General features: G+C 37.4%; 24 protein-coding genes and 19 tRNA genes. 4 read left to right on the top strand and 39 right to left on the bottom strand.

All coding sequences use genetic code 11. The features are described from left to right. Positions 1–4 precede the first annotated feature (4 nt). The 8 genes from murG to AC6UDE_RS03075 form a co-directional block, all read right to left on the bottom strand. Positions 5–1,117, bottom strand: a complete 1,113-nt coding sequence (murG, locus tag AC6UDE_RS03110; RefSeq protein ID WP_500696588.1) for an undecaprenyldiphospho-muramoylpentapeptide beta-N-acetylglucosaminyltransferase — start codon at positions 1,115–1,117, stop codon at positions 5–7. After that, positions 1,117–2,493 carry a UDP-N-acetylmuramoyl-L-alanine--D-glutamate ligase gene (gene murD, locus AC6UDE_RS03105; protein ID WP_500696587.1) on the bottom strand — a complete coding sequence of 459 codons (1,377 nt, stop codon included), beginning with the start codon at positions 2,491–2,493 and terminating at the stop codon, positions 1,117–1,119. Before murD ends, murG begins: the two co-directional genes overlap by 1 nt. Before the next feature lie 24 nt (positions 2,494–2,517). After that, the gene (gene mraY / locus AC6UDE_RS03100; protein ID WP_500696586.1) at positions 2,518–3,474 is read right to left on the bottom strand and encodes a phospho-N-acetylmuramoyl-pentapeptide-transferase; all 957 of its coding nucleotides are present in this window, start codon (positions 3,472–3,474) and stop codon (positions 2,518–2,520) included. Positions 3,475–3,495: 21 nt separating this feature from the next. After that, on the bottom strand, positions 3,496–5,637 hold the full coding sequence (locus tag AC6UDE_RS03095) for a penicillin-binding transpeptidase domain-containing protein (protein WP_500696585.1): 2,142 nt from the start codon (positions 5,635–5,637) through the stop codon (positions 3,496–3,498). Then, positions 5,634–6,017 carry a cell division protein FtsL gene (locus AC6UDE_RS03090; RefSeq protein ID WP_500693935.1) on the bottom strand — a complete coding sequence of 128 codons (384 nt, stop codon included), beginning with the start codon at positions 6,015–6,017 and terminating at the stop codon, positions 5,634–5,636. Before AC6UDE_RS03090 ends, AC6UDE_RS03095 begins: the two co-directional genes overlap by 4 nt. A 12-nt stretch (positions 6,018–6,029) precedes the next feature. Beyond that, positions 6,030–6,974 (bottom strand): 16S rRNA (cytosine(1402)-N(4))-methyltransferase RsmH, encoded by a 945-nt coding sequence (gene rsmH / locus AC6UDE_RS03085; RefSeq protein ID WP_500693936.1) that lies wholly within the window; start codon positions 6,972–6,974, stop codon positions 6,030–6,032. A 16-nt stretch (positions 6,975–6,990) separates the two neighbouring features. Continuing rightward, entirely contained in the window at positions 6,991–7,416 is a 426-nt protein-coding gene (gene mraZ / locus AC6UDE_RS03080) for a division/cell wall cluster transcriptional repressor MraZ (protein WP_500696584.1), read from the bottom strand. A gap of 133 nt (positions 7,417–7,549) precedes the next feature. Then, complete coding sequence (locus tag AC6UDE_RS03075) at positions 7,550–7,939, bottom strand: DUF3397 family protein (protein ID WP_500693938.1); 390 nt, start codon at positions 7,937–7,939, stop codon at positions 7,550–7,552. Between the two features lie 96 nt (positions 7,940–8,035). On the opposite strand from AC6UDE_RS03075, the gene AC6UDE_RS03070 reads away from it, so the two are divergent. After that, positions 8,036–8,161 carry a DUF4044 domain-containing protein gene (locus tag AC6UDE_RS03070; RefSeq protein WP_500693939.1) on the top strand — a complete coding sequence of 42 codons (126 nt, stop codon included), beginning with the start codon at positions 8,036–8,038 and terminating at the stop codon, positions 8,159–8,161. A 49-nt stretch (positions 8,162–8,210) separates the two neighbouring features. Here the strand turns inward: AC6UDE_RS03070 and AC6UDE_RS03065 are convergent, their stop codons facing one another. Together AC6UDE_RS03065 and AC6UDE_RS03060 are read right to left on the bottom strand one after the other, a co-directional pair. After that, positions 8,211–10,604 carry an FtsK/SpoIIIE family DNA translocase gene (locus AC6UDE_RS03065; RefSeq protein WP_500696583.1) on the bottom strand — a complete coding sequence of 798 codons (2,394 nt, stop codon included), beginning with the start codon at positions 10,602–10,604 and terminating at the stop codon, positions 8,211–8,213. A gap of 18 nt (positions 10,605–10,622) precedes the next feature. Beyond that, positions 10,623–11,135 (bottom strand): tRNA (cytidine(34)-2'-O)-methyltransferase, encoded by a 513-nt coding sequence (locus tag AC6UDE_RS03060; protein ID WP_500695525.1) that lies wholly within the window; start codon positions 11,133–11,135, stop codon positions 10,623–10,625. Between the two features lie 129 nt (positions 11,136–11,264). Between AC6UDE_RS03060 and AC6UDE_RS03055 the strand changes: the two genes are divergently transcribed. Beyond that, positions 11,265–11,846: a copper homeostasis protein CutC gene (locus AC6UDE_RS03055; protein ID WP_500696582.1), complete on the top strand. Its 582-nt coding sequence runs from the start codon at positions 11,265–11,267 to the stop codon at positions 11,844–11,846. A gap of 80 nt (positions 11,847–11,926) precedes the next feature. Here the strand turns inward: AC6UDE_RS03055 and AC6UDE_RS03050 are convergent, their stop codons facing one another. The 5 genes from AC6UDE_RS03050 to AC6UDE_RS03030 all read right to left on the bottom strand — a co-directional run bounded on the left by AC6UDE_RS03050 (position 11,927) and on the right by AC6UDE_RS03030 (position 17,907). Then, positions 11,927–12,724, bottom strand: coding sequence for a MucBP domain-containing protein (locus AC6UDE_RS03050; protein WP_500696581.1), 798 nt, complete (start codon positions 12,722–12,724; stop codon positions 11,927–11,929). Positions 12,725–12,796: 72 nt separating this feature from the next. After that, positions 12,797–15,331 carry an SH3 domain-containing protein gene (locus tag AC6UDE_RS03045; protein ID WP_500696580.1) on the bottom strand — a complete coding sequence of 845 codons (2,535 nt, stop codon included), beginning with the start codon at positions 15,329–15,331 and terminating at the stop codon, positions 12,797–12,799. A 248-nt stretch (positions 15,332–15,579) separates the two neighbouring features. After that, complete coding sequence (locus AC6UDE_RS03040; protein WP_500696579.1) at positions 15,580–16,461, bottom strand: RluA family pseudouridine synthase; 882 nt, start codon at positions 16,459–16,461, stop codon at positions 15,580–15,582. After that, entirely contained in the window at positions 16,454–17,266 is an 813-nt protein-coding gene (locus AC6UDE_RS03035; RefSeq protein ID WP_500693946.1) for an NAD kinase, read from the bottom strand. Before AC6UDE_RS03035 ends, AC6UDE_RS03040 begins: the two co-directional genes overlap by 8 nt. Next, entirely contained in the window at positions 17,263–17,907 is a 645-nt protein-coding gene (locus AC6UDE_RS03030) for a GTP pyrophosphokinase (RefSeq protein ID WP_500696578.1), read from the bottom strand. The genes AC6UDE_RS03035 and AC6UDE_RS03030 overlap by 4 nt, the downstream gene beginning before the upstream one ends. 176 nt (positions 17,908–18,083) lie before the next feature. Between AC6UDE_RS03030 and AC6UDE_RS03025 the strand changes: the two genes are divergently transcribed. Further along, on the top strand, positions 18,084–18,668 hold the full coding sequence (locus tag AC6UDE_RS03025; protein ID WP_500696577.1) for a DsbA family protein: 585 nt from the start codon (positions 18,084–18,086) through the stop codon (positions 18,666–18,668). Between the two features lie 51 nt (positions 18,669–18,719). Here the strand turns inward: AC6UDE_RS03025 and AC6UDE_RS03020 are convergent, their stop codons facing one another. The 5 genes from AC6UDE_RS03020 to AC6UDE_RS03000 all read right to left on the bottom strand — a co-directional run bounded on the left by AC6UDE_RS03020 (position 18,720) and on the right by AC6UDE_RS03000 (position 24,017). After that, the gene (locus AC6UDE_RS03020; protein ID WP_500696576.1) at positions 18,720–19,529 is read right to left on the bottom strand and encodes an aldo/keto reductase; all 810 of its coding nucleotides are present in this window, start codon (positions 19,527–19,529) and stop codon (positions 18,720–18,722) included. An 80-nt stretch (positions 19,530–19,609) separates the two neighbouring features. Then, positions 19,610–21,412 carry an oligoendopeptidase F gene (pepF, locus tag AC6UDE_RS03015; protein ID WP_500695518.1) on the bottom strand — a complete coding sequence of 601 codons (1,803 nt, stop codon included), beginning with the start codon at positions 21,410–21,412 and terminating at the stop codon, positions 19,610–19,612. A 15-nt stretch (positions 21,413–21,427) separates the two neighbouring features. Then, positions 21,428–22,498 carry a competence protein CoiA gene (locus tag AC6UDE_RS03010; RefSeq protein WP_500695517.1) on the bottom strand — a complete coding sequence of 357 codons (1,071 nt, stop codon included), beginning with the start codon at positions 22,496–22,498 and terminating at the stop codon, positions 21,428–21,430. A gap of 58 nt (positions 22,499–22,556) precedes the next feature. Further along, positions 22,557–23,261 (bottom strand): adaptor protein MecA, encoded by a 705-nt coding sequence (locus tag AC6UDE_RS03005; protein ID WP_500695516.1) that lies wholly within the window; start codon positions 23,259–23,261, stop codon positions 22,557–22,559. Between the two features lie 15 nt (positions 23,262–23,276). Continuing rightward, on the bottom strand, positions 23,277–24,017 hold the full coding sequence (locus tag AC6UDE_RS03000) for an MBL fold metallo-hydrolase (RefSeq protein ID WP_500695515.1): 741 nt from the start codon (positions 24,015–24,017) through the stop codon (positions 23,277–23,279). 103 nt (positions 24,018–24,120) lie between these two features. Between AC6UDE_RS03000 and AC6UDE_RS02995 the strand changes: the two genes are divergently transcribed. Continuing rightward, a complete protein-coding gene (locus AC6UDE_RS02995; protein ID WP_500693954.1) occupies positions 24,121–24,621 on the top strand; it encodes a hypothetical protein in 501 nt (166 codons plus the stop codon). Between the two features lie 54 nt (positions 24,622–24,675). On the opposite strand, the gene AC6UDE_RS02990 is transcribed toward AC6UDE_RS02995, so the two are convergent. The 19 genes from AC6UDE_RS02990 to AC6UDE_RS02900 form a co-directional block, all read right to left on the bottom strand. After that, positions 24,676–24,750 (bottom strand) — tRNA-Asp (locus AC6UDE_RS02990). A gap of 4 nt (positions 24,751–24,754) precedes the next feature. Then, positions 24,755–24,828: transfer RNA gene (locus AC6UDE_RS02985), tRNA-Met, on the bottom strand. 24 nt (positions 24,829–24,852) lie between these two features. Continuing rightward, positions 24,853–24,925, bottom strand: a tRNA-Glu gene (locus AC6UDE_RS02980). Positions 24,926–24,933: 8 nt separating this feature from the next. After that, positions 24,934–25,021 (bottom strand) — tRNA-Ser (locus tag AC6UDE_RS02975). Positions 25,022–25,023: 2 nt separating this feature from the next. Next, positions 25,024–25,098 (bottom strand) — tRNA-Ile (locus AC6UDE_RS02970). A 16-nt stretch (positions 25,099–25,114) separates the two neighbouring features. Continuing rightward, positions 25,115–25,185 (bottom strand) — tRNA-Gly (locus AC6UDE_RS02965). A gap of 19 nt (positions 25,186–25,204) precedes the next feature. Then, positions 25,205–25,277: transfer RNA gene (locus AC6UDE_RS02960), tRNA-Phe, on the bottom strand. Positions 25,278–25,284: 7 nt separating this feature from the next. Then, positions 25,285–25,359 (bottom strand) — tRNA-Asp (locus AC6UDE_RS02955). A 4-nt stretch (positions 25,360–25,363) separates the two neighbouring features. Further along, positions 25,364–25,437 (bottom strand) — tRNA-Met (locus AC6UDE_RS02950). 9 nt (positions 25,438–25,446) lie between these two features. Further along, positions 25,447–25,536: transfer RNA gene (locus AC6UDE_RS02945), tRNA-Ser, on the bottom strand. 66 nt (positions 25,537–25,602) lie between these two features. Then, positions 25,603–25,676 (bottom strand) — tRNA-Ile (locus AC6UDE_RS02940). A 9-nt stretch (positions 25,677–25,685) separates the two neighbouring features. Further along, positions 25,686–25,759: transfer RNA gene (locus AC6UDE_RS02935), tRNA-Met, on the bottom strand. A gap of 25 nt (positions 25,760–25,784) precedes the next feature. Next, a tRNA-Pro gene (locus AC6UDE_RS02930) sits at positions 25,785–25,858 on the bottom strand. Between the two features lie 5 nt (positions 25,859–25,863). Continuing rightward, a tRNA-Arg gene (locus AC6UDE_RS02925) sits at positions 25,864–25,937 on the bottom strand. 9 nt (positions 25,938–25,946) lie between these two features. After that, a tRNA-Leu gene (locus AC6UDE_RS02920) sits at positions 25,947–26,032 on the bottom strand. A gap of 16 nt (positions 26,033–26,048) precedes the next feature. Further along, positions 26,049–26,120 (bottom strand) — tRNA-Gly (locus AC6UDE_RS02915). A 5-nt stretch (positions 26,121–26,125) separates the two neighbouring features. Beyond that, positions 26,126–26,198, bottom strand: a tRNA-Thr gene (locus AC6UDE_RS02910). A gap of 23 nt (positions 26,199–26,221) precedes the next feature. Then, positions 26,222–26,294: transfer RNA gene (locus AC6UDE_RS02905), tRNA-Lys, on the bottom strand. Between the two features lie 4 nt (positions 26,295–26,298). Next, positions 26,299–26,371: transfer RNA gene (locus AC6UDE_RS02900), tRNA-Val, on the bottom strand. Positions 26,372–26,373: the final 2 nt, after the last annotated feature.

The following is a 26,373-nucleotide window of genomic DNA, read 5'->3' as shown; positions in this document are numbered from 1 at the left end:
CCCGTTAAGCTTTTTTATGATGCTTCTCAATTGCCTGATCACAAACGCCTAAAAGTTTATCAGCAGCATCACGAACTCCCATGTCATATGAGTTAGTAGCCATTTGCTTTCTTAATTCGGTGTTATGCATTAAAGAATCGACTTTTGTCACTAAAGATTGCCCATTCAAATCTTTTTCAGTCAAAATCATAGCGGCATTATTTTTTACGAGACTCATTGCGTTCTTAGTTTGATGATCCGCCGTAACATAGGGACTTGGAATTAAAATGGCCGGAATTCCAATGGCAGTTATTTCTGCAATACTAGTGGCACCAGCACGTCCAACAATTAAATCAACTTTAGGCAGAACCGCTGGCATATTTGAAATATAAGGTAAAACGGCAATATTATCGTTAATTTTAACGTTTTTTAAATCATTTTTAACCCCTTGATATCGCTTCTGGCCGGTAACAAAAACAACTTGGTATTTTCGTCGGTCAAATTCAGGGATCGCTTCTATCGCTGATGAATTAATCTTTAGTGCACCCTGACTTCCACCAAATATCAAAACCGTCGGAACATCATCTTTTAAACCAAACTCACTCCACTTAAAGTCGCTTTTCATATTAGCAACCTGCTGTGCCCGTGGATTGCCAGTGAAAACAACTTTATTTTCGGGAAACTGTTTTCGGGCATCGTCAAAAGCAATGGCAATTTCATCTACATAACGACTCAAAAAACGATTAGTGAGACCAACAACACTATTTTGCTCATGAATAACGGTAGGAATTCCTAACTTAGCTGCAGCATATACCACGGCTCCACAAACATACCCGCCGGTTCCGACCACAACATCTGGTTTAAACTTTTTAATGATTTTTTTTGATTCTTGGACACTTTTTAAAAACAACCAGATCGTTTTAAAGTTATACAGACTAAACAACTTCCGTTTGAATCCTTGAATTTTTAAGGCATCAAATTTAATTCCCTTTTCTGGAACAATTTTACCTTCTAATCCGCGATCGGACCCAACGTACAAAACCTCTGAATGAGGCTTTTGAGTTTTTAACGCGTCAATTAGGGCAAGCGCCGGATAGATATGTCCACCAGTTCCTCCCCCAGATACAATCATTCTCATTATTTAGTCTCCTTTTTCCCAGTTAGCTTCTCAACGTCTTTGATGAATTCATCCCCACGATCACGATAAGTGGCAAATTGGTCCCAACTTGCATTAGCCGGTGACAACAATATGATATCTCCTGGTTTACTCATTTTAATCGCTTCCGGTACGGCTTCATCAAGGTCTTTAACTTTTTTAATTTGTGGAACACCAGCTTTTTTGGCAGCACCTTCTAACAAGTCAGCGGTCTCACCAAACAAAACAATTCCAGCTAAATTAGACTTAAAATCAGGAACCAGTTTATCAAAGGTATAGCCACGATCTAATCCACCTGCTAACAAAATGATCGGTTCATCAAACCCTCTTAAAGCCATTTGGGTGGCCTCAATGTCGGTTGCCTTAGAATCGTTATAAAACTCACGATCGTCAGCAGTTAAAACATATTGAACACGATGTCTAACTCCACCAAAATTCTTTAATACTGAAACAATCGCTTCAGTAGATATCTTATATAGTTTAGCTACCGCAATTGCGGCTAAGGCATTTTGAACGTTTTGTTCACCCGGAACCCGAATGTCCTTTTCATGCATGATAAATTCATCTTTAAAGTAAATATCGCCCTCAGAAACGTAGGCTCCATTTTTGTACTTATCAGTGAGTGAAAACGGAACGATTTGAGCTTGACTACGCTTGCTTAATTCTCGCCATTCAGCACTATCAAAATTCATGATAAGAAAATCATCTTTGGTTTGGTTTTTAGTAATCTGCATCTTAGCATTTACATAATTTTCACGTGTTTTGTGGTAATCCAAATGGTTGGAAAAAATATTAGTGATGACAGCAATATGCGGGTGAATTTTTGGAGTCCCCAGTAACATAAAACTCGAAATTTCTAATACTAGGACATCGTTCTTATTAACTTCTTGAGCCACTTTAGTGGCGGGAATTCCAATATTTCCTCCATCTAGGGCCGTTCCGTCTTTTTTACCCGCTTGTAACATTTTAGTGATCATAGTGGTAGTGGTAGTTTTCCCATTACTACCAGTGACTCCCACAATTGGAGCATCTGATATTTCTGCTGCAAGTTCCAATTCCACAATGATCGGAATGTTTTTATCTTGAGCAGCCTTAACCAAATCATTATCGTATGGAATGCCAGGATTCTTGACCATCAGATCAATTCCATCTAATAGGGAAAGAGGTGATTCACCTGCTACTACTCTTACACCATCCGCTTTTAATTCATCGTATTCTTTAATTTGATCAGCTGGCTTTGCATCGGTTAAAGTGACATTTGCTCCCAACTTAACCAATAGTTTAGCAGCATTGGTTCCACTCATTCCAGCCCCAAAAACTAAAATATTTTTATCTTTATAATTGTCCACGTTTTTCATAATTAAAATTAAGCTCCCTAAAAATTAAATCATTGTAATAACGCCAGTGATTGCAGTAAACAAACCTACTAGCCAAAAGACAATATCAATCCTCCATTCACTCCATCCCATCATCTCAAAAGTATGGTGAATGGGGGTCATCTTAAAGATTCTTTTTCCAGTTAGTTTAAATGATGTAACTTGTAAGATGACACTGGCAGTTTCAACAACGAATACCAATCCAACCCATAATAACGAAAGTTCATGATGAAGCAAAATTGAAACGGCAGCTAAAGCGCCACCTAGTGCTAAAGAACCCATGTCACCCATAAAGATTTTAGCAGGCTTGTGATTAAAAAGCAGAAACGCGATAAGCGCACCCGCAACTGCCATGCAAAACATTTCAACTTCAAACTGGTGTTGAAAATGAGCGACAACGGCATACGCTCCAAAGGCTATAATTGATAGTCCACTTACCAATCCATCCAACCCATCCGTGAGGTTAACGGCGTTAGAAAAGCCTGCTAGCCAAAAAATGATAAACAAAACATAGAAATACCCCAATGGAATCTCGCCGAGGTTAAAAAAGCGAATTGACATTGGAAATCCATCAGCATAGTAAACCCAAGCAAACACCAACGCTCCAATGACTTGAAGCAAGAACTTTTGCCAAGCTTTAAATCCTTCATTTTGACGCTTAAACAGTTTAATTGAGTCATCCCACATCCCAATTAGTCCATAAAACACAAGAACAAAGATTAAAATGAGCAGCGTTGACTTCAATTGGCTAACTACTAATCCATAGATCAAGCACGTAATAACGATTGCAATTATGAAACCTAATCCTCCCATTGTGGGCGTTCCACTCTTACTTTCATGCCAGCTGGGACCTTCCTCCCTGATCATCTGACCTTCATGCTTTGATCTAAAATAACTTATTAATACTGGCGTTAGTCCCAGTGTAATAATAAATCCTCCAATTAGTGGAATTAACCAATCCATCACTTTTCATCCTCTCAAAATTTATTTTAATTTAACTGTCAACGTAGTTTTGGGGGTAATTCTTTGACCTACATTGATACTCTGACTTTCTACTTTTCCTTTACCGCTGGTATTTAATTTGATACCCAATTGATCACTAAGCGTTTGAACGTCTTTTTCGCTCCAACCTTTAAGACTAGGCATCTTTAATACTCCACTAGTGATCAAAATAACGTGATTATCTCCTGAACCAGCACCGATCGCCGTTGGACTTTGCTTAGTAACCGTGTCACCATCACCAATCACAATTGGCTCCAGATGACTTTTACTAAGTTGGTCTTTAGCCCCATCAGTCTTTTGACTAACGACATCTGGAACTTGCGCATCATCAGCTGTATTTTGGGTTAATGCCCGCTGCATAACTGGATTGAAGATTTGCGCCATCAATTGGGTAGCGGTCTTTCCACCATTTAAAGTGGGTTGTTTCATACTTACGTACATAATGTATCTTGGGTTTGAAGAAGGTACCATTCCAGCAACCGAATACAAGTAACTATCGTCACCATTCTCATAACCGCCAGATCCATTACTTACCTGAGCAGTACCAGTCTTTGCAGCTACTCGATATCCAGGAATCTTGTAATCTTGACCGATCCCATATGGCTTATAAACAACATCTTCCATATGCTTTCGAACAGCTTTAGCAGTTGAGGGTTTAATGGGATGTCCCAACGTTTCTTCCTTATAATTCTTAACCACCTTATTGTGATCATTGGTTATATCATCAACAAACCTTGGCTTGATCATTTTGCCGTTATTAGCAACTGAAGTCATGGCTTGCACCATCTGCAAAGCAGTTACTTGAATACCTTGACCAAAGGCAGTATTAGCCTGTTCAATTGGTAACTTAAATTGCATATTCCCCGAATCATCATCACCAAAAACTGAATTAGTATTCTTCAGAAACTGAAACCGATTAATGTAATCTTTCCAAGTATTTGGTCCCATCTGTTGTTCCAAATGTGCCATGGCAACGTTACTAGACAAGGCAAATCCCTTATTATAAGTGATCATTCCCCATCCTGTTGGTAGCCAATCTGGCACAATCTTACCATCAATATCATATTTACCTGATAGATAGCGCTCATTTCCATGGAAATTACCACTATCAATTGAAGCGGCTAGCGTAAAAATCTTCATGGTTGAACCTGGCTCAAAAGCATCTTGGGTTAATGTATTCCGCCAAATTCCACCTAATCCCTTGCCAGTTGTAGCATTGAAAGTTGGTCGTTGAGCAGCGGCTAAAACTTTCCCAGTCTTAGCATCAATCAGCATGGCATTCATACTCTTTGGATGAACCTGTGATTGTACCTCACTCATCTGGTTTTCAAGTAGAAATTCTAATCGAGAATCAATTGTGGTATGAACACTATTCCCGTTAACCACTGGTCGTTCCTTTTTATTATCATCAGGTACTTCGTAACCATAATTATCATGTCTTACTTCTTCATACCCATTTGTCCCACTCAGAACTTTATTAAATGACTTTTCAAGGCCCATTTGTCCCACTAAGTTTGTCTCCTTAGTCTTGTTATTGGTAACTGGAGAAGCCAACCCAACAATGTGAGATGCAAAGACCCCATTTGGATATAATCGACTCTGTTGTTGAACAAATTTGATGCCGGGCAAATGATGAGAAACAATTTTTTGTTTATCAACTAAAGAAATGTTTTTTCCCGGATTTCCAAATTCAACCTGAAAGGCTTGTTTCTTTGGTTTAAGGGCCTTAAGGGCATCTTTGTAACTAATCGGCAAGTTTTCAGAAAGGACCCTAGCGGTTTTTTCAGGATTAGTTACGTAATCTGGTTTATCATCTTTAGTCTTTTGCGACTTGTTTAAAATAGCATAAATCGAGTAAGTACTGGTATCCTCAGCCAACGCTTGATTATTGTTATCATAGATGGTTCCACGTTTAGACTTAATCACGTTAGTTTGGGCATACAAACTCTTTGTTTGCTGTGCCAAATTAACGTGATTCGCACTTTTGAAAATTGCTTTTTTAAAAAAAAAGCCGAAAATCAACAGGAAAACTACAATTACTAAAATCCGAAAATACATCCCAAATTTTTTTCGATTAGCAATCGCATTTTTCCGATTTTTTATCTGCTCTTGTTTTTTATTCATTTTGTGACGTTCCTTATTTGATCATTTGAAAGTTTTAATCCCGATCCTTTAGCAACCTTATCTAAACGTGAACTACTTTGAAGTTCATCAATCTGTTGCTTAAGTCCGGTATTGGTATTATGTATTCTTGTTGATCGACTCTCAGTATCTTGCAACGTTTGCTCGGCCCCTGAAAGTGAAATTCTTGTCCAAACCAATGCGACCGACATTAAGAATATCATCGCACATCCAACTACTAAAATTGTAATTTCCAGCTTAGGACTGAACTTATGTTCTCTTTGGGGAGTAGTAACTCGCTTTGAATTGATCTGATTTCTTCGATATGTTTCATACGCGTTTCCATTTGAATATTCTTTTTTTGCTAGACCATTTTGTGCCAAAGTTCCCACCTCCTATTTAATTTTCTCAATGATTCTGAGTTTGGCACTGTGCGATCGATGATTTTGACTAAGTTCATCAGCACTGGGTAAAATTGGTTTTCTTTGGACCATTTTAAACTTTGGTTGCATTGAATCCGGTATGACCGGTAAATCATGGGGTAAATCTTGAATGGTGGTTTTTTCTTTAAAAATCCCCTTTACCAAACGATCTTCAAGCGATTGAAATGTGATTACACTAATCCGACCATGAACATTTAACATGTCTAACGCCTGCTCAAGTGAATCTTCTAAAGCGCCTAACTCATCATTAACGGCAATTCGTACGGCTTGAAAAACACGCTTAGCTGGGTTACCACCATGTCTTCGTGCTGGAGCTGGAATGGCATTCTTAATGATTTCAGCTAACTGACTTGTAGTATCAATTGGATGATCAGCTCTATTTTTTTCAATACTACGAGCAATTTGCTTAGAAAATTTTTCCTCACCATAACGATAAAAAATTTTCACTAACTTTTCATACGACCAGTGATTAATAACTTCCCAAGCATCTAGATCATTTCTTTGATCCATCCGCATATCAAGACGAGCATCCTTTTGATAACTAAAGCCCCGCTTGGCATCATCCAATTGTGGTGAAGAAACTCCTAAATCATAGACAACCCCATCAATTCCAACGACATCATAACGTTTCAAGTCACGTTTAAAATTTCTAAAATTATCATGAATAAAAGTGATTTCATTATCTTTTAAGAACTTTTCTAAATGGGTTTGATTATAATCGATGGCAACTTGATCTTGATCAAAAGCGTATAAATGGCCATTTTTTAGTTCCGACAAGATCTTAGAACTATGGCCTCCACCTCCAAGAGTACAATCAACATAGATTCCATTGGGCTTAACATCCAAACCACGAATAGCCTCATTTAATAAAACCGTTTGATGTTTAAACGTAGACATTAAAATTCACCTCAAGTTAGACATCAAGTAAATTTTCAGCAATATCGCTGAACTCACTCGCAGCCTCATCCGTATAACTATCCCACTTAGAAGCATCCCAAATTTCAAACCTAGTCGATACCCCAGCCAAAACACAGCTTTTGGTCAGGTCGGCATACTTACAAAGCGCGGTCGGGATATTGACTCGGCCTTGTTTATCAATATCACATTCAGTGGCCGCAGAAAAGAAAAAACGTGCAAACATTCGCGCATCTTTTTTGTTAAAGGGCAGTTCATTAATCTTATCCTGAACTTTTTGCCATTCATTCTCGGTATACCCAAAAAGACAGCCATCTAAACCACGAGTAATGACAAATTTATCTCCTAATAAATCTCTAAATTTAGCGGGAATGATGAGACGTCCCTTGGCATCGATGTTATGTCGATATTCGCCCATGAACATAATTCATCATTCCCTTCTCCCCTAAATATAAATTTAGTTTACCACAATAAACCACTTCCTACCACTTTGCCTCCATAAAAATCCACAAAAAATAAAAGCACTCCGGAAAACAAATCCCAGGAATGCTTTTATATCAGTGTATTATAATAATTTTTACAATCAAAGAAAATATAAAAATAATTATCCAATAAATGTCACTTATTCGCCAAAAATTAACTAAAAATTGTTTTGGCAACAACTGTCCTTCATCGATCACTCGGTAAAACAAAAAGATAATCCCAATTATCATCCAAGCCAAAATGAATAATGGCAAAAACGAAAATCCATGACTCGTCATAGTAATGACATGAACTAACCAAATTCCAATGATTGGAAATGAATCAAGAACACTCAGCCGTTGAAACATCCGATTTTTAGTAATGCGCTTAAAAAAAATAATAATAAAACCAATAATAATGAAAAGTAATAAAGGCTTAATTAATGACTCTACTAATAAATGTAGATTAGATATATAATTGACCATTTTTAACCTCGTAAATTAGGTATAATAAGTGATTTGCAATATTTTTAGTTCAAAGTTAGAATTATGACAGTATGAATATTGAAAGTGGTGGATACTTTGAATAAATGGAAAGATAAAACAACGTTTCAAAAGATCTTAATGATCTTTGTTTGGTTAATGATTATTGCAACCATTTTATCAGTGGTTGCTGGATCAGCAGCTGCTTTCTTTGGTGGCATGTAAATTAATAATATCGTTTTAGGGCATTCTGAAGCAAATTCAGAGTGTCTTTTTATTTTTCATCATCAGAAGAAGGCTTCTTATAGACGTCTCTAGGTTTACTTCCATGCTGTGGTCCAATATACCCACGTTGTTCCATATCATCAACAATCCGAGCCGCACGATTATAACCAATTCGAAACTGACGTTGAATCATCGACGTACTGGCTTTTTGTTCTTTTACAACAAATTTCAGAGCATCATCAAATAGATCATCCTCATCATCGTCTTTTTCTTCTTCTTTAATTTCAGCATCAGTAACCATCATTGAGTCATCATATTCTGGCTCAGCTTGTTTCTTGACAAAATCAATCACGTTTTCAACATCACTATCAGAAATAAAGGAACCTTGGACACGCGCTGGAATGTTTTGATCGATCGGGAGATACAACATATCACCCCTCCCAAGTAATTTTTCAGCTCCATTCGTATCTAAAATTGTTCTTGAATCAACTCCACTTGATACCGCAAAAGCGATTCTTGATGGGACATTAGCTTTAATCAATCCGGTAATAACATCAACTGACGGACGTTGAGTTGCCAAAATCATATGAACCCCAGCTGCTCTTCCCATCTGAGCTAGTCTAATGATGGCACTCTCCACTTCATTTGAGACCGTCATCATTAAATCAGCTAGTTCATCAACAACCACTACAATGTATGGGAGAGTTGGAAGAGCCGTACCTTCAGTCCGATTCTTTTCTTGAATATACTTATTATATCCACTAATTTTACGTTGACCTGTCTGGGCAAACATCTCATAACGATGTTCCATTTCATCAACCACTTTATGAAGAGCGCGAGCGGCTTTCTTAGGATCTGAAACCACTGGGCTTAAAAGATGAGGAATCCCATTATAAACACCCAACTCAACTTTCTTAGGGTCAATTAACATAAATTTAACCTGGTCGGGAGTAGCTTTTAAAAGAATACTAGTGAGAATTGAATTAATTGCAACCGACTTACCACTTCCAGTTGATCCCGCAATTAACAAATGAGGCATCTTGGTAATATCGCAAGAAACAACGTCACCGTTAACGTTTTTACCCAAAGGAACATTTAGAATACCATGGTTGTTACCAGTCTGATTTTCAAATACATCCCGAAACGAAACGGTCGAAATTGCTTTATTAGGAACTTCGATCCCAATTAAAGATTTGCCTGGAATTGGTGCTTCAATCCTGATGTCTTTTGCTGCTAATGCAAGTGCAATATCATCACTCAAATTGACAATTTTAGAAACTTTTACACCAATTGCTGGATGCAACTCATATTCGGTAACCGATGGTCCTAAGCTTACATTTTTTACCTCAGCATCAACCCCGAAACTCTTTAAAGTCTTTTGTAGAATTTTCGTATTTTTATCGATCGCATTATATTCTGCAGTCTGATCTTGCTCTGGCACTTTAGTAAGGAGATTAGTTGAAGGAAGTTGATAGTGGTTACCAGAAGAATTATTTTCAAAAGTTGGTAAACTCGTTTTGGTTTCATTATCAAAATGATTCCGTTTAGGCTTCTTACTTGCAACCGTTATGTGAGGAGTATTCTCATCTTGTTTAACACCAACATGTTCCGTTGGCTTATTGACTAGAACAGTTGGTGAATTAACGGATGCTTGAGACTTCGAACTGTTCTTCTCATTTTCTTTTTGATGTCCTAGATAATCTTGAAACTGATTTGTCTTTGCTGATTGCTGCTTTTGTAATTTTCGATTATTTCGTCGCTCTTGATTATTCAGGTGCGCCCGATTAAATGACGCAATAATCGCAGTAAACCACTTAGCTGACCAAGTCAAAAAGCCTTTGAGCCACTTAATAACTGGTAGTTTAAAGAAGATGATCGCTCCAACGACCATTAAACTGTAAGCAAGGATCAAAGTCCCAACTAACGAGATAAGGGTATCGAAAAAAGATAATAACGTAGCGCCAATCATCCCACCCCCAACGTTACTAGTAGAGACACCGTTAGTAATATCAGAAAGTAACGCATTGAAGGTGGTGGACACAAAGTTAACATGGGAATTTAAAGAATTCGAAAAGGTAATGGATAAGTTTAAAATCCAACCAATAAATGCTATCAAAAAACCCAAAATATAATGGTAATCGATTCGAGGAATCTTAATTCCCAGAAGCAATAAGATGCCAAAAACACCTAGAAAAATTGTCAAAACCTGGTAGGCGTTCCCAACCACTAACCGAAATACATTAGCAAACAGGGTCCCCGCCATTCCTAAGCTGAAAAATCCTAAAACGGCTATCAATAGAAAAATCAAACCAATAATATTTAATTTCTTTTCACCGCAAAAGTTTTTTAATTTGGTCCACACAGAATTTCTTTTTTTCCTTGGACGACGTTTTCTCGTTATTTTACGCTTTGTAGTTTTACGTTTTGTTTTTCGTTGAGCCAACTAAGGCACCCCTTCGCATTATTTTAATTTATCGTGCTCATAAGTATGAGTCACTTCAAGTCCAGCAAATTTCTGTTGCCTTAAAGCCTCATATATTACAATCGCACAAGTGTTCGATAAATTCAATGCTCGAATATGAGAATCATCTTGAGGAATTCTAATAGCTTGTTTGGAATACTGACGTTCAAAGTTTTCGGGCAATCCCGTCGTTTCTTTTCCAAACAAAAAATAATAATCCACGTTATCATCACTATAATTAGGATCTGTATACACCTTTTTCCCAAACTTTGAAACCAAAAACAACCTTTGCTTGTCTGGAATGGTTTTTAAAAATTCAGGAAGATTTTCGTGATAATTGATCTTAACCTTATCCCAGTAATCTAATCCAGCTCTCTTTAAGTGTTTATCATCAACCGAAAAACCCAACGGTTTAATTAAATCAAGAACGGTATCAGTTCCCGCACATGTTCTTGCAATATTGCCAGTATTAGCTGGCATTAATGGTTCAAATAATGCAATATGATTAGTCATTTACATCCTCCAATAATTCGTTCAATAACTTTCTTTTTCAATTATATCACGCGTCTAATTCCATTTAAGCGCAAAATCGATGTCAATTCAGATCCATAATAGTTATAATTGTTGCAGGAGGTAGTTTATATGACAATCGTTGAACCACTTGTATCAAAATTTAGAGAGGTATCTGCTGAACTTGAAAGTTCTCAATTAAAAATTGCAATTAATCAGGAAATGATGACCCCCAGTCGTGGATTTATCGCAGAAACATGTAAATATGCTCACGAAAAAAAGCGAAGCATCGACGTCTTAATTTCATCAAATAATAATACTAGTACCTTTAATGATTCTGAGATAAAAATCATGGAAGATGATCTTTTTCAATGCCAAGAGTTAGGTGTTGATGGTGTCATTATTGGTGCTTTAAATGACCAAAATAAAGTCGGCTTAGAGGCCATGGAAATTTTGATGGCGGCCGCAGGCGGCATGCAACTGTATTTTTCACCTGTATTTGATCAAATAATTGAAAAAAATTGGACTGATACTCTGAACTGGATTGATAACAATAACTTTGCTGGAGTAGTTGCATCAACCAGAATAGAAAGTTTATCTGCAAAAATAAAAAATTATCAGAATCTTCAGTTAATTCCACTCGTAGAGTCCAAAGATGAATTGGATAAGGTCCAAAAGATTGCTGATCCCAATATTATAATTAACAAAAAATAGCTTCAGCTATAAAAATAATCCCGTAACGCTAAAAACTAGCGTTACGGGATTATTTGTTTTTCTCCAATCAATGAACTTTCTTAATGTTCAAAATGACGTGGTCCTCTGAACTTGTGCCATAGAAAAGCACCAACTCCAGCAACTACCACCACAATAATTCCTCCAACTACCCAGGGAGTAATGCTCCCATCTTTTTTCTCGTGCTTAGCATCATTTTTGTCATGATCTTTTTTTGCCTTTTTGTTTTTCTGATTCTTCTTATCAGATTGATTCTTTTTATCCTTGGCATTCTTATCAGCATTGGGTTTTTGGGAATTACCTTTGGCCTTTGATTGATCCTTGGCTTTTTCATTTTGCTTTTTTTCATTCGTCTGATTATTACTAGTAGCATTTTTCTGGGTGCCAGTAGCTGAACTATCACTAGTCCCGTTATTATTTTTACCATTAGTCTGACTACCATTGGAACTCACACCAGCATTAGCACGGTTAGGTTGTTTATTATTTGCCGTACTGTTACCAGTTGATGAATAAATAATCGTCATTTCCATAATATCTGTCGAACTATCACTACCACCAAATGTCATTTGGGGACCATTACTATTATTTTGTCCATTTTGAATACTAGAATACTTGTATCCAGGAATGTTAGGAATCGACGCAATATAGGTACTACCAGTTGCTCCCATGGCGGTGGTTGCAGGACGAATTACGTGACCATTTTGATCAACGTAGTGAACTACAATCTCCCCTTGACCACTATTACCCTGCGCAAATTGAGTAGTTTGCGCATTAACATGTCCCACATTAGGCACAAACACTCCAATGGTGACCACTGCAAAACTAATTAAAATTAGTGAGGTTACTTTCTTTAAGTTCATAATCCATACTCCATTTCATTTATTTGAAAATGTTTAAGGGTGTTTCTAAAAATTATTTTCACCTAATTAATTTTAGTTCAAGTCGGCAACGTAACGATATGCACCTGAAGCTGCTCGGTATCTTAACCATGTGTATCCATTAGCAATTACTTTGCCATCATAAACAACGCTTTCTCCAGCATCATATTGTCCCACAACTTGTGAACTAGTACTTGGTGAAGTTCTAATGTTAGTAGCGTGTCTGAAAGTAAATCGGCCAGAAGTGGGAGTAACGTCTGATTGGTTGTTACCAGAAACAGAACCATTTCCTAATTCAGCAACATAACGGTAGGCACCTGATCCACCACGATATCTTAACCATGTGTATCCATTAGCAATTACTTTGCCATCGTACACTACTCGTTCACCAGCATTATATTGGCCTACGACCTGTGAATTAGTATTTGGAGCAGTTCTGACGTTTGTAGTTTGACCAAATGTATAAGTACCTGAAGTTTCAGTGACATTTGGTTGGTTATTTGGAGTTGAAGTATTGTTATCTAGTTTAGCAACGTAACGGTAGGCACCTGAAGCTGCCTTATATCTTAACCATGTGTATCCATCGGCATTAACAGTACCATCATAAACAACTCGCTCACCGGCATCGTACTGTCCCACAATTTGTGCACTAGTACTTGGAGCAGTTCTAATGTTGGTAGTTTGATTAAAGGTATACATCCCTGATTCTTGCTTAACGTTTGCATCTGGATTAGGTGCGGGAGTGGAAGTATTGCTTAATTTAACAACATAACGATAGGCACCTGATCCACCACGATATCTTAGCCATGTGTATCCATCGGCTTGGATAGTACCATCATAAACAACTCGTTCACCGGCATCGTATTGACCTACAATCTGAGAACTAGTACTTGGAGCAGTTCTAATGTTAGTAGTTTGACCGAATGTATAGGTTCCAGAAGCTGGTGTGACATTTGACTCTGGATTTGAGGCTGGTACGTCGCTTACCTTAGCAACATACAAATCATCACCAGAATATGATTTGTATCTTAACCATGTATATCCATCAGCATCAACAGTCCCATTGTAAATGACACTTTCTCCAGCCTTATATTGTCCTACAACTGGAGCACTTAGGCTTGGTGAAGTTCTAATATTGGTGGTTTGACTGAAGGTATAAGTACCAGAAGCTGGCTTAACATCAGGAGCTGGTAGTGGATTACCTTCATCTTGAAAGGCGATTTGATCGATGCTAGTTAAATTATAGTTACGGACACAGTTAATAAGTGTCTGAGCATAACTAGGATCAGTCGCATATCCATCATTTTGTAAAGCATAGGCTACACTCACGTAATCTCGTACGCCAAGTAAGTTGCTGTAACGTGGGTTGTCTCTTAAGAAAGCACCATGGTCTTCAATGCTTGCAGCCCAGCTTGGGTATAATCTAAAGGCTGCTTGAACAGTAACCCAGTGTCCATTGATGTATTCTTGAGTTGGAAAGTAAATTGATTGACCGTTATAAGAACCTTTGATTCCAAATAAATTGTTACCCTTAACGGCTAATCCAGATCTCCCCCAACCACTTTCAATGATGGCCTGAGCGATTGAAATTGATGGTAAAACACCATATTTCTTCCATCCAGCAATTGCACCAGGAGTCACCTTATTAATAAAGTCCTGAGTATAACTGGCAAAATTAGTGTTATTTGAAACATTAAAATTAGTATATTGTGATGGGCGTTGCACGTTTTGATTTACGTTGTTTTCAACGCTTGAATCATAATAACCAGGACCAATCTGCTTATCTGGAGTGGCAACGTCAGCCTTTAAGTTAACGTTTTGATTTTGATCTGCATTCTGTTGATGCTCATTATTATTTTCAGAAACTTTGTTCTCGTTTTCAGCATTATCAGCTGCCTTGAGAGCAACTTCAGAATTCTGTACTGATTGTTGACTATCATCAGCCTTAGGAGTTTTAGTTACTTGCTTTTGATCACTAGTCTCTGAAACTTTTGGTGATTGTTGCCGTTCATTAGAATTATTCTGATCTTTGACATTATTAGTCTCGGTCGATTTTGAAACAGCATTACTATCATTTAATGAGTTAGTTTGAACTGATTGATCAGTCTTAGTTGGTTGTTGATTATCAGTAGTAACTTCATTTTCGTTCTGAGATTGTTTAGAATCACTTGATTGTAATGTTGGTGTATGTACATTTGTTTCAGAAGAATTCTTAACTTCTGTATTTGTCTCACCATTTACTGATCCTGCTTGTTGTAACTGTGTGGCAGTCTTATTAGTGTTTTCCACTTGGGTTGAACCACTATCGTTTTGGGTTTGATTAGTGTTTGCAACTGTTGGTTGTTCTTGAACAATTTCCTTCTTTGGTTGAACATTTGAAGCCGGTTCACTTTCAGAAACTGGGACAGTACTTACCTTATCAGCATTTACTGAACTATTTAAGTTAAACGTGAACAATGCCGCACTGGCAAAGACCGTACCCATAGCTACTTTCATCCAGCCCTTTTTGGTTTTCACCAATTTGTTACGGCGTTTAGTCTCTCCAGTACTAAGAGCCATTTGGTTGTGCTTCTTAATGAGCTTCTTCATCAATTATCTCTCCTTTTCAAAACTGTAACATCATAATTAAGTATAACATCTAACGATCAAAAATTAATAAAAATATAAACAATATTAATAGTAATTATTCTAAAGTGAAATCTTAAAAATGTCTACCCCAATTTACTTAATTATTTATTTTGGCTCATCTTTAACTCATGAAAAAATAAAATTCTAGGACACTGGTGTCCTAGAATTATACGTTTTAGCTAACCAAATATTATAAAAATCAATAAATCTTAATTCAACAACTCTTTAAAATCACTAGGAATTTGGGATTCGACTTTGACGTCTTTTTTTTCAAACGGATCAAAAAAAATTGTCTGATAACAATGTAATTTTTGCCGTTTATTGCTGTGTTCGTAAGGATTGTATAGCCAGTCTCCCACAAGCGGATATCCAATTCTTGCAAAATGAACCCGAATTTGATGTGTTCGCCCCGTATGCAACCTAATTTTGACCAATGACATTCCATTATTAATCTTCAATGTCCAAAATTCAGTTCGACAATATTTGCCGTCATTTCTGACTTCTCGTTCGATAAACGATCCTGGTTTTCTACCAATTGGGAGCACAATCTGCCCGTGCTTGATGTTAAGTTCACCTAACACAACGGCAACATAATATTTTTTTACCTGTCGGTCTTTCAGTTGCTTATCAAGTACCGAATGAGCTAAATGATTCTTAGCAAAAATAACCGGACCACTCGTATCACGATCAAGCCGATTAACGATGTGAACCTTCTTACTTGGATAATCATTACGAACATAATAACCTAAAACACGATTTAAAATTGTGTCATTAGGATAAATATGTGAAGGAACTGAAGCAACTCCGACCGGCTTATCAATTACCAAAAAATTATCATTTTCAAATAAAATCTTAATCGGTGAATTTGAAACCTGCAAAAAATCATTTTGTTCTTCAGGTGGCAAAATAACCTTAACTCGATCACCACGTGATAATTCAAAACTAGTATAGACATCCCTGCTATTCACCATCAAGTGACCACCATGATAACGAATACTTTTAAGTAGCGATCTGGTAACCCCATTTTTCATCACAAACGTTCTGACTTTCATGGGTTTATATTCATCATAAATCCAATCAAAACTAATCATCGTCAAGGGTTTCCCCAATGAATGAATTACTTACCCGCTGCCAAAAATGAGTGTGACGATATTTGGCAAAATAAATTCTTCGTTTGGAAATTTTGAATTTAATGGACTTAATTGGACGATCTTTAATTAATAACTGGTCGTATGTTAGAACGTTATGGAGTGATACCTCTGGCACAATCGTAATAGATTCAGTTGGTGGAATAATGATCGGTGAACCAATCGTTCGAAAAACCCGGTTATTAATTGAAGCCATCTCAGCCACTTGAATTGAATTGAACTTAGGCGAAATAATTGCTCCCCCTACTGATTTATTGTATGCGGTTGATCCAGTGGGAGTTGAAATACATAATCCATCGCCACGAAAGTTTTCAAAAAGTTCTCCTTTGATGAAGACTTTGGCCACCATCGTTCCAAATAATTTTTTAAACGTCGCTTCATTTAGCGCAATCATATAATCTGGTTGGCCACCATCAGCATAATCTACTTCGATATCTAATAAGGGATAGCTAACACTTTGACCATTATCATGCTTCAAACTTTCAACCAACTGGGTCACTTCAGTATCACGCCAGTCAGTATAAAATCCCAAATGACCCGTGTGAATTCCAACGAACCTAATCTTGTCAGTCAAATCATCGTAATGATGAAAAGCAGAAAGTAACGTACCATCTCCACCAACGGAAATTACAATTTCAGGATTAAGTTCATCAATTTCTAAATCTTTTGCATTTTCAATCTCTTTTGATAATTCCGATGCAATTCGACTCGAGGTCTCACCATCGTTACTATAAATTGCAATTTTCATTTTTGGTCCCTCGATTCGTGTTTATCGTGTTTATCGTTTTGAGCCTTAAGATCTCGATCTAACTCTTGTTTAATCTCTAACATTTCTTCATCCAACTTATAAGCGGTTTCCGATGCCCCCTGTAACCTCTTATGAACTTCAGGAGGAAAAACATCAGGATGCTTATAATTTAAAGAATGTTCAATGGTAGCCCAAAAGTTCATTGCTAAAGTTCTAATTTGAATTTCAGCCAGAATATCCCTTTGCCCATCGACTAACTGCAAGGGATAACTAAATACAATGTGGTATGAACGGTAGCCACTGGCTTTCTCATTATTAACGTAATCCCGTTCTTCTAAAATATTAATGTCATTTCGTTTTCTAAGAATGTCTACTACTGTGTAAATATCATCAAGAAATTCACACATAATGCGCAATCCACAAATATCTTCCATGTCTTCAGACAAGCGCGCTTCCTCAATGTGACGTCGCTGCATTTTTTCTTTGATACTATCAATTGGTTTAATTCTACTAGTAACAAACTCAATTGGTGAGCGTTCGCCGCGTTCTAAGTACTCTGAGCGAATCCCACGTAATTTTAATTTTAATTCCTTTGAAGCTTCTTGATATGGAAATAAAAAGTCATCCCAATTCTTTACCATAAAACAACAATCTCCAGTCTGTCATATTGTTCCAGAAACATAATACCACACTTAATTATCATCCCAGTATAATAAGAGTACTAAAACAAATTTATTGAATTTTTATAAAAAAATGATAATCTAGTAAGTGCGTCGTTATAGAAGAGAAAGATAACAAACTAGGAAAGGAAAAAGTTATGATTGAACTATATTTATTTGTAGACCCAACTTGCAGTGATTGTGCTGAGTCTGAACGAACTATTGATCGTTTATCAAAGCAATTACCCTGTAAGACATCATTTCGAATCATTCCGATCATGAACCTTAGCGTTATATCTGGTAATAAGGAAGCTCACTCACAACTTCTTCCATATAAACTAATCCTTGATTATAAAGCAGCCCTATTTCAAGGAGCAAAAAAAGGTCGAACATTTTTATTTGCACTACAGCACGACATTCTAAAAAGAAACATGACTTACTGTGATAGCTTAGTTTACGACATTGCCCAAAAAGCTAATCTAGACTTGGAAATGTTTAAAGAAGACCGTCGTTCAAAATTAACTGAGAGCACCTTTCAATCTGATCAACAAATGATTTCAGAAATGAATATCTCAAATCATGGTAATCTAGTAATATTCGACTGTGATTCTTCAGACAACGGTTTACTAATTGATAAAGTTGACTACCAAGAGTTATTTGATATTTGTAATCACATAATTCAAAAGGAATCACGAGAACTTGATGGTAAAATTAAACAAACAAATAATCTAAGGGTTCTCTAGAATAAAAAAAAGTGGTTTCGCACCTAATAGTGCGAGACCACTTTTTTATTACTAAAGCCAACCAAACTGGCTCTTTTCAGTATCTAGCTTATTAATTTCTTTCATTTCATCGGGTGTTAACTCAAAATTGAAAATATCCAAATTACTCTTAATCCGATCTGGTTTAGTGGATCGTGGTAAAACAATAATTCCATTTTGAATTAAGAAGCGAAGGCCCACCTGACCAATGGTCTTATCGTGAGCTTGAGCAATCTTTCCCAACGTTTCATTGGTAAAGAAGCCGTTACGACCTCGTGCAAATGGTGACCAAGCTTCCAGTCGTAAATCATCTTTTTTAGCAACCGGCAAAAAGTCCCTTTGTTGCCGAAATACGTTAGTCTCAACTTGATCGACAACTGGTTTAATGGTTGCACTCTTCAAAATGGTACTGAGATCATCACCATAAAAGTTGGACAAACCGATGCTCTTTAGTTTACCAGCCTTAACGGCATCTTCCATTGCTCTGTAAGTTTCCGTTAAATCACCTGCAGGCCAATGATACAACATTAAATCAATATAGTCAGTTTGTAATTTTTCCAATGCTTCATCAATCATTTTAGTTGCTTCATCATAAGATTCTGGGCTTTCAATCTTAGTGGTCAGAAAAATATCATCACGGTTAACATCACTGTTCTTGATTGCATTTCCAACTTCACGTTCATTTCCATAATCACGTGCAGTATCGATCCCAGGATAACCATCTTTTAATGCTTGATCGACACTCTTTTCCGTCTCTCTAGCTGGAATTTCATAGGTTCCAAAAAAAATCTTGGGAATCTTAATCCCATTGTTTAATGTAAATGTTTCATCTCTAGCTGTCATGCAAACACCCCTCCTCAATTAATTACAAGTACAGCATATTCCTCTCACATAATATTTCAAACATTGTGCTTATAGTAAATCTAAAGCATTTTTTCCAGTTCATCTAAGCGTTTTTCAAACTTATCAAAGGCTTGATTTAAATAATCCGGTTTAGTCATATCAACTCCAGCTGCTTTCATAATAGTAATAGGATTCTTACTACTTCCTGATTTTAAATAGTTCAGATACGAATCAATCTTTTTAGGATCTCCACTCATAACTCGATCCGCTAATGCGGAAGCAGCCGCAAAACCAGTTGCGTATTGATAAACGTAGAAATCATAGTAAAAATGAGGAATTCTGGACCATTCAAGTCGAATCTCAGGATCAGAAACAACGTCTTTTCCATAATATTCTTGGTTCAAATTAAAGTAATATTTGTTCATAAAGTCCGCAGTTAACGACTTTCCTTCTTGTTCTGATTGATGGATAAACTCTTCAAATTCAGCAAACTGGGTTTGCCGAAAAATTGTTCCCTTTACTCCATCTAAATAGGAATTAAGGATGTATTTGCGAACCTCTGGATCTGAATTATTCTTAAGTAAATAATCCGTCAGGATGTTTTCATTAGTTGTTGACGCAATTTCAGCTACGAAGATTGAATAATCGCCGTACTGGTATGGTTGGTTATGAGAAGTATAGTAACTATGCATACTATGTCCTGTCTCGTGCACCAAAGTGTATAAATTATCAAGATTATCTTGCCAATTAAGCAAAACAAATGGATTCGTATCATACATCCCAGATGAGTATGCTCCCGTGCGTTTTCCTTTATTTTCAACTACATCAATCCAGCGATTATTAAATTCTTCTTTAACATGTTTAACGTAGTCCGGACCGTAAACACTTAGTGCTTTTAAAGCTTCATCCTTGGCTTGACCAAAGGAATACTTAAGACTTGGTTTTCCACTTAATGGCACGTACATATCATACATGTGTAATTCAGAAACATTTAAAGCTTTTTTTCTAAGCGCAACGTACCGATGAAATAACGGTAAGTGTTCATGAACACTTTTTACTAAGGTTGTATAGACAGTTTCAGGAATCTCATTTTCATTCATTGCCATTTGTCTTGCTGAATCATATTTTCTCGTCTGTGCTTCAAAGTTATGAACAGACACTTCGGCTGACAAAGTTGAAGCAAGTGTGTTTTGAAATTGATCAAAGGTTGAGTAAAAGGATTTGAAAGCATTCTTTCTCACTTTTCGATCTTGCGACTCCAAGAGTAAACTATAAATACCGTTAGAAAGTCGTACGTTTTTACCTGACCCATCATCCACCTGAGGAAATTTAAGGTCAGAACTATCTAAGATTCCAAATGTCTTTTCGGGTGCCTCAAAAATTGTTGAAGCCCTAGCCATCAACTTTTCTTGGTCCTCAGGTAAGACATGATCCTGATTAACTAAAATCTTATCAAAAAGTCTTCGATATTCTTTTAACTTTGGATTTTCCTTAATAAACTGTTCGATGCTTTCAGACCCTAAGGAAATGATTTCGGGCTCTAACCAAGACTGTGATTGTCCCACCTTACTTCCTAGTTTTTCAACCCGATCCATGTCACTCTGTAATTCATTATTAGTAGTATCAACATCACTAGCTGACTGAGCATAAACATATAATTTTTCATATTTTCGATTCAAGTCCAATACTTGCCTAATTACATTTAAAAGCGACTCACTATTTAAGCCAAGTTGCCCCTTTAATTGACTAACCTTTCCAACTAAATCATTAGCTTCACTATATGCTCGTTCGAACTCCGCATGATCCTTATACACAGTAGTCAAATCCCAAGTTAATTCTTTTGGAACCTCGTTTCGATTTGGCAAATCATTTATCTTTGACATTTTACAATCTCCATTTCATGAACGTTTCTTAATCATGCTTATCTTAGCATAAACATCTCTATACCACGTAAATTCTTCAACTCGTTCAATCTTTCCATCATCAATCACCAACAGCTTATTATGAATCAAACAAGCCACAAACCTTTGAATATAAGCCTTCCTTACATTTTCAACATTGGTTAGAAAAACAAATTGATCATTTGGATCAGCAAAATGGCTTTCTTGATATACTTTATCCATAAATTGAAAAATACTTTTACCAACCCACTTTTTTAGTTCACAGATGAAAATTATTTCCCAAGTCAACCACTGGTGACCGAAAATTGGAGGCAACATCCGATAATGATGACAAATAAGTGGACATCCAGTCACCGTTTTTCCATTTAGGTAACAGTATTCCTGTAAAGCCATCATCCCCTGATCACGATAGCGAACTTTCTTCTCAATTTGTTTACATACTTTGATTAAATTAGGCTGCTTTAATTTATCAGATTGCTTTTTGTTAAAAAATTCAAACATTGAATACCAGCGTTTAAATGACTTCTCTCGGTAACGATAGACCCCATCAACTTGATGAATTTGGTAGCGGATAAAATATCGTGATCTAAAAGAATTCATATAAACAAGATAGTACCCCGTGTTTTTATGATATCTAATGAATTGAAGTACCGAAGGACTCGAAACCTTCTTTTTATAATATTTCATTCCCAAGATCCAAGAAGATTCCAGACCAATTGAATGGTAACCAGCTACCCGCTTACTCAACTGTTGAAAGCTAATAGGACTGCATTGATACTCAATTGCCATATTACTCAAAAGAATATCTGCTCGTTGCTTTAAAGCTGGTAAATATACCTCTACATCAGCATCACATGGTAACGAGTTTAATATGATGTCTTTGCCAAGTGTATGCGCATAAGATTCACCGGCTCCCGTTTTACACTTCGAATTTGCTTGATGAGCAAAATGTGGAATTTTATTAATACCCTTTCTCAAAACTACCAATTCACCACAATCACAGCAATAATATTTATGATTCTTTTTGGCATCTCGTGCCATAACAAGCTTTCCATTTTCTAAAGCCATTAACATAAAAAAGACCCTTCGCAATATACGAAAAAAGATTCGCTAAATGCGAATCTTTTTACTTAAAATAATATGCAATTGTTTCAAGTGCATCACCAACCGTAATTTGCTTACCATACTTCTTTAATTTGTCTTCAGTCAGCGGCGCAATTTTCCCATACTCATAAACAATTCCCATTTCATCATTAATCATATGATTAAGGTCATCAAGATTAGAATTACCCTCACTATCGTATTGACCATTCAAATAGTATCTAAACATAATAATATACGAATTTTGATATTGATACAAATCAGTTTTTAATTCTACTGAATGGCGGGGAGTAACTTCCTTCCATTTATTGGCAAGACCAATTAAATCATCAAATGAATTGAATTTGATTGGAATTAGTCGTTTACCAGTCTTTTTATCAAAGATATCATACATCTTGCGAATTTCATTAACGTTTTTGCTGGTTCTTTGTTTTCCTTTTTCATTTAATGGAGGTAACATCCCACCATTATCGCCAATTTGATTCGAAATATTCTTATCTTTACTAATAAATAACTCTAATCCATCTTGGCTAGGAAGAATTTGAAACAAAACCGTATCTGTATCCGTAAAGTCTTTTTCAACGTCAGCTTCATCAAGAATGCTATAGAAAAATTGTTCACATTTTTCTCGATTTCCTAAAAGATCAAGCATTCCAATTCCATGTTTTTTTAAGTCTTCCTTGTTAATCAGTACACGGATTGTATCTTTGTTAACACGATGGAATTTCATAAAATGAATCGCCTCCTAAATCCTAATTGCCTTTCTTATTCTAGGCAATTCAACATTAACCTTTTTGCCAGCGGCTTTTTGTGCTTGCTGTAACAATTTTACGTGACTACCACTTTGAGGGAGATGACTTATTAACAGGTTCTTACTATCAGACAATCGAGCTAAGTGACCAGATTGTTTAGAGGTCATATGCCACAACTTACCATCCACGTCCTCAAAGAAATTCGTATCTGATATTAACATATCAGAGTTCTTAACAAAATTAATTAGACCATCAAAATAACGTGTATCAGCTGTATAACTCAATACTTTTCCAGATGATCGTTCAACAATCTTCATCGCAAAGGCTGGCACGGGATGGATTGTCTTTAAAAATGTGACTGTAAATGGTCCCACTTCAAGTTCACTATCGACACTAAAGGGTTCTTTTTCAGTCGAATTGGGCCAATCTAACTGGTTGTAATGAATCTGATCAGCTGTGTTTCCGTAAATTGGCAAAACATCGGTGTCATAACGTTTATCACTTAACTGCCAATAATACTGTAACACCCCAACATCAGCGATGTGATCTGCATGATAATGTGACAAGATAACTGCATTTAATTTTAGTGGATCTAAAACCCTTTCTAATGAAAGCATTACTCCGCTCCCACAGTCAATTAACAAATTAAAGTTACCGCTAGTAACTAAATATCCACTAGTACCAATTCCATCATAAGGATAACCACCATAATCACCTAAAACCGTAAGTTTCATTTTTATCCCCCATTTCCAAAAATTAGGACATTTTCCTTTTAACTCATTAGGATTTATTCTAAACTAATTATGAAGCAATTTACATCAAAAGGAAGTTAATAATATGATAAGACAAATTTCTGTAACATTTGGCACGAAGAATGTATTAGTGCACATCATGAAAAGTAATCCTGAAAGGGATTTAGCACTATTCTCCACCAACAATAATGATTCAGGCCTCCAGCTCCTAGATTACAGTGGAAAGGAATCAATTTTCAAAAGTCCCATCACTTATGACGTCCTTTCACATGTTGGCGAAGACAACTGGAGTTATTTCATTAATTATGTAGAACTTTCACCATCAGATGACCAACGTAAAGTTTTAGATGCAAACATGAACACCTTCATGAGCAGTCCTGAATTACCAAGCGGAATGTTTTCGGGGTATTATATGTCAGATTCAAAGGATCATACTAAGCGTATTATTCTCACTTTATGGCGTGGAGCATACGCATACAATGATTGGGCTAATCGTCCTGAAAGTATTGTTTCTAAATTTAAAAACGATCCTAACATTGATTACCGCTCAGCCAGTTATCAACGGGTTGCACCAACAAATAATTAATAGATATAAAAAAAGAGATGAATAATTCATCTCTTTTTTTATATGATAATGATACGGTTCGTACGAGACTCGAACTCGTGATCTCCTGCGTGACAGGCAGGCGTCCTGAACCAACTAGACCAACGAACCAAAATTGCGGGAGCTGGATTTGAACCAACGACCTCCGGGTTATGAGCCCGACGAGCTACCAGACTGCTCTATCCCGCGATAATTATATAGTAAAAATAATGATGACCCGTACGGGATTCGAACCCATGTTACTGCCGTGAAAGGGCAGTGTCTTAAACCACTTGACCAACGGGTCATAATAAACGGAGAAGGAGAGATTCGAACTCTCGCGCCGCTTGCGCGACCTACACCCTTAGCAGGGGCGCCTCTTCAGCCACTTGAGTACTTCTCCAATGGGTCTAGGTGGACTCGAACCATCGACCTCACGCTTATCAGGCGTGCGCTCTAAACCGACTGAGCTATAGACCCAAATAAAACAAATAAAAGCGGGTGACGAGAATCGGACTCGCGACAGTAGCTTGGAAGGCTACGGTTTTACCACTAAACTACACCCGCATAAAAATATTAAATTAAGTGGCGCGGGACAGAATCGAACTGCCGACACACGGAGCTTCAATCCGTTGCTCTACCAACTGAGCTACCGAGCCATTTAAGCGGTTCGTACGAGACTCGAACTCGTGATCTCCTGCGTGACAGGCAGGCGTCCTGAACCAACTAGACCAACGAACCAAAATTGCGGGAGCTGGATTTGAACCAACGACCTCCGGGTTATGAGCCCGACGAGCTACCAGACTGCTCTATCCCGCGATAATATAAAGGAGGATGAGAGATTCGAACTCTCGCGCGATTTGACTCGCCTGACGGTTTTCAAGACCGTTCCCTTCAGCCAGACTTGGGTAATCCTCCAAAAACAACAAAGTAATTGTAACATATAAGTCAATAAACCTCAACGCCCACCAAACAGCGTTCGGATGGACCTTGTAGGACTCGAACCTACGACCGGACGGTTATGAGCCGTCTGCTCTAACCAACTGAGCTAAAGGTCCAAGACCTAATCGCGGCAGAGGGGATCGAACCCCCGACCTCCCGGGTATGAACCGGACGCTCTAGCCAGCTGAGCTACACCGCGATTTAAGATACATAAAAGTATCTAATCGGGAAGACAGGATTCGAACCTGCGACCCCCTGGTCCCAAACCAGGTGCTCTACCAAGCTGAGCTACTTCCCGATGAATGCACCTAGTAGGAGTCGAACCTACAACCTTCTGATTCGTAGTCAGACACTCTATCCAATTGCGCTATAGGTGCATAATAATATGCCGAGGACCGGGATCGAACCGGTACGGTCATCACTGACCGCAGGATTTTAAGTCCTGTGCGTCTGCCAATTCCGCCACCCCGGCATTATAAATTGACATAAGCGGAAGACGGGATTCGAACCCGCGACCTCCACCATGGCAAGGTGGCGTTCTACCACTGAACTACTTCCGCATAAATGCCGACTAGAGGATTCGAACCTCCGACCCCCTGTTTACAAGACAGGTGCTCTGCCAACTGAGCTAAGTCGGCATACATGCTATTTATATAAATAATGAGCCGTGGCGGGTTCGAACCGCCGACCCTCTGATTAAAAGTCAGATGCTCTACCAACTGAGCTAACGGCTCAATATGGAGGATACAGGGATCGAACCTGTGACCTCCTGCTTGTAAGGCAGATGCTCTCCCAGCTGAGCTAATCCTCCAA

This window comes from Fructilactobacillus sp. X2R5C3 (assembly GCF_059901325.1).
The sequence above is the reverse complement of the archived record's forward strand: the minus strand, read 5'-3'. Positions and strand labels throughout refer to the sequence as shown.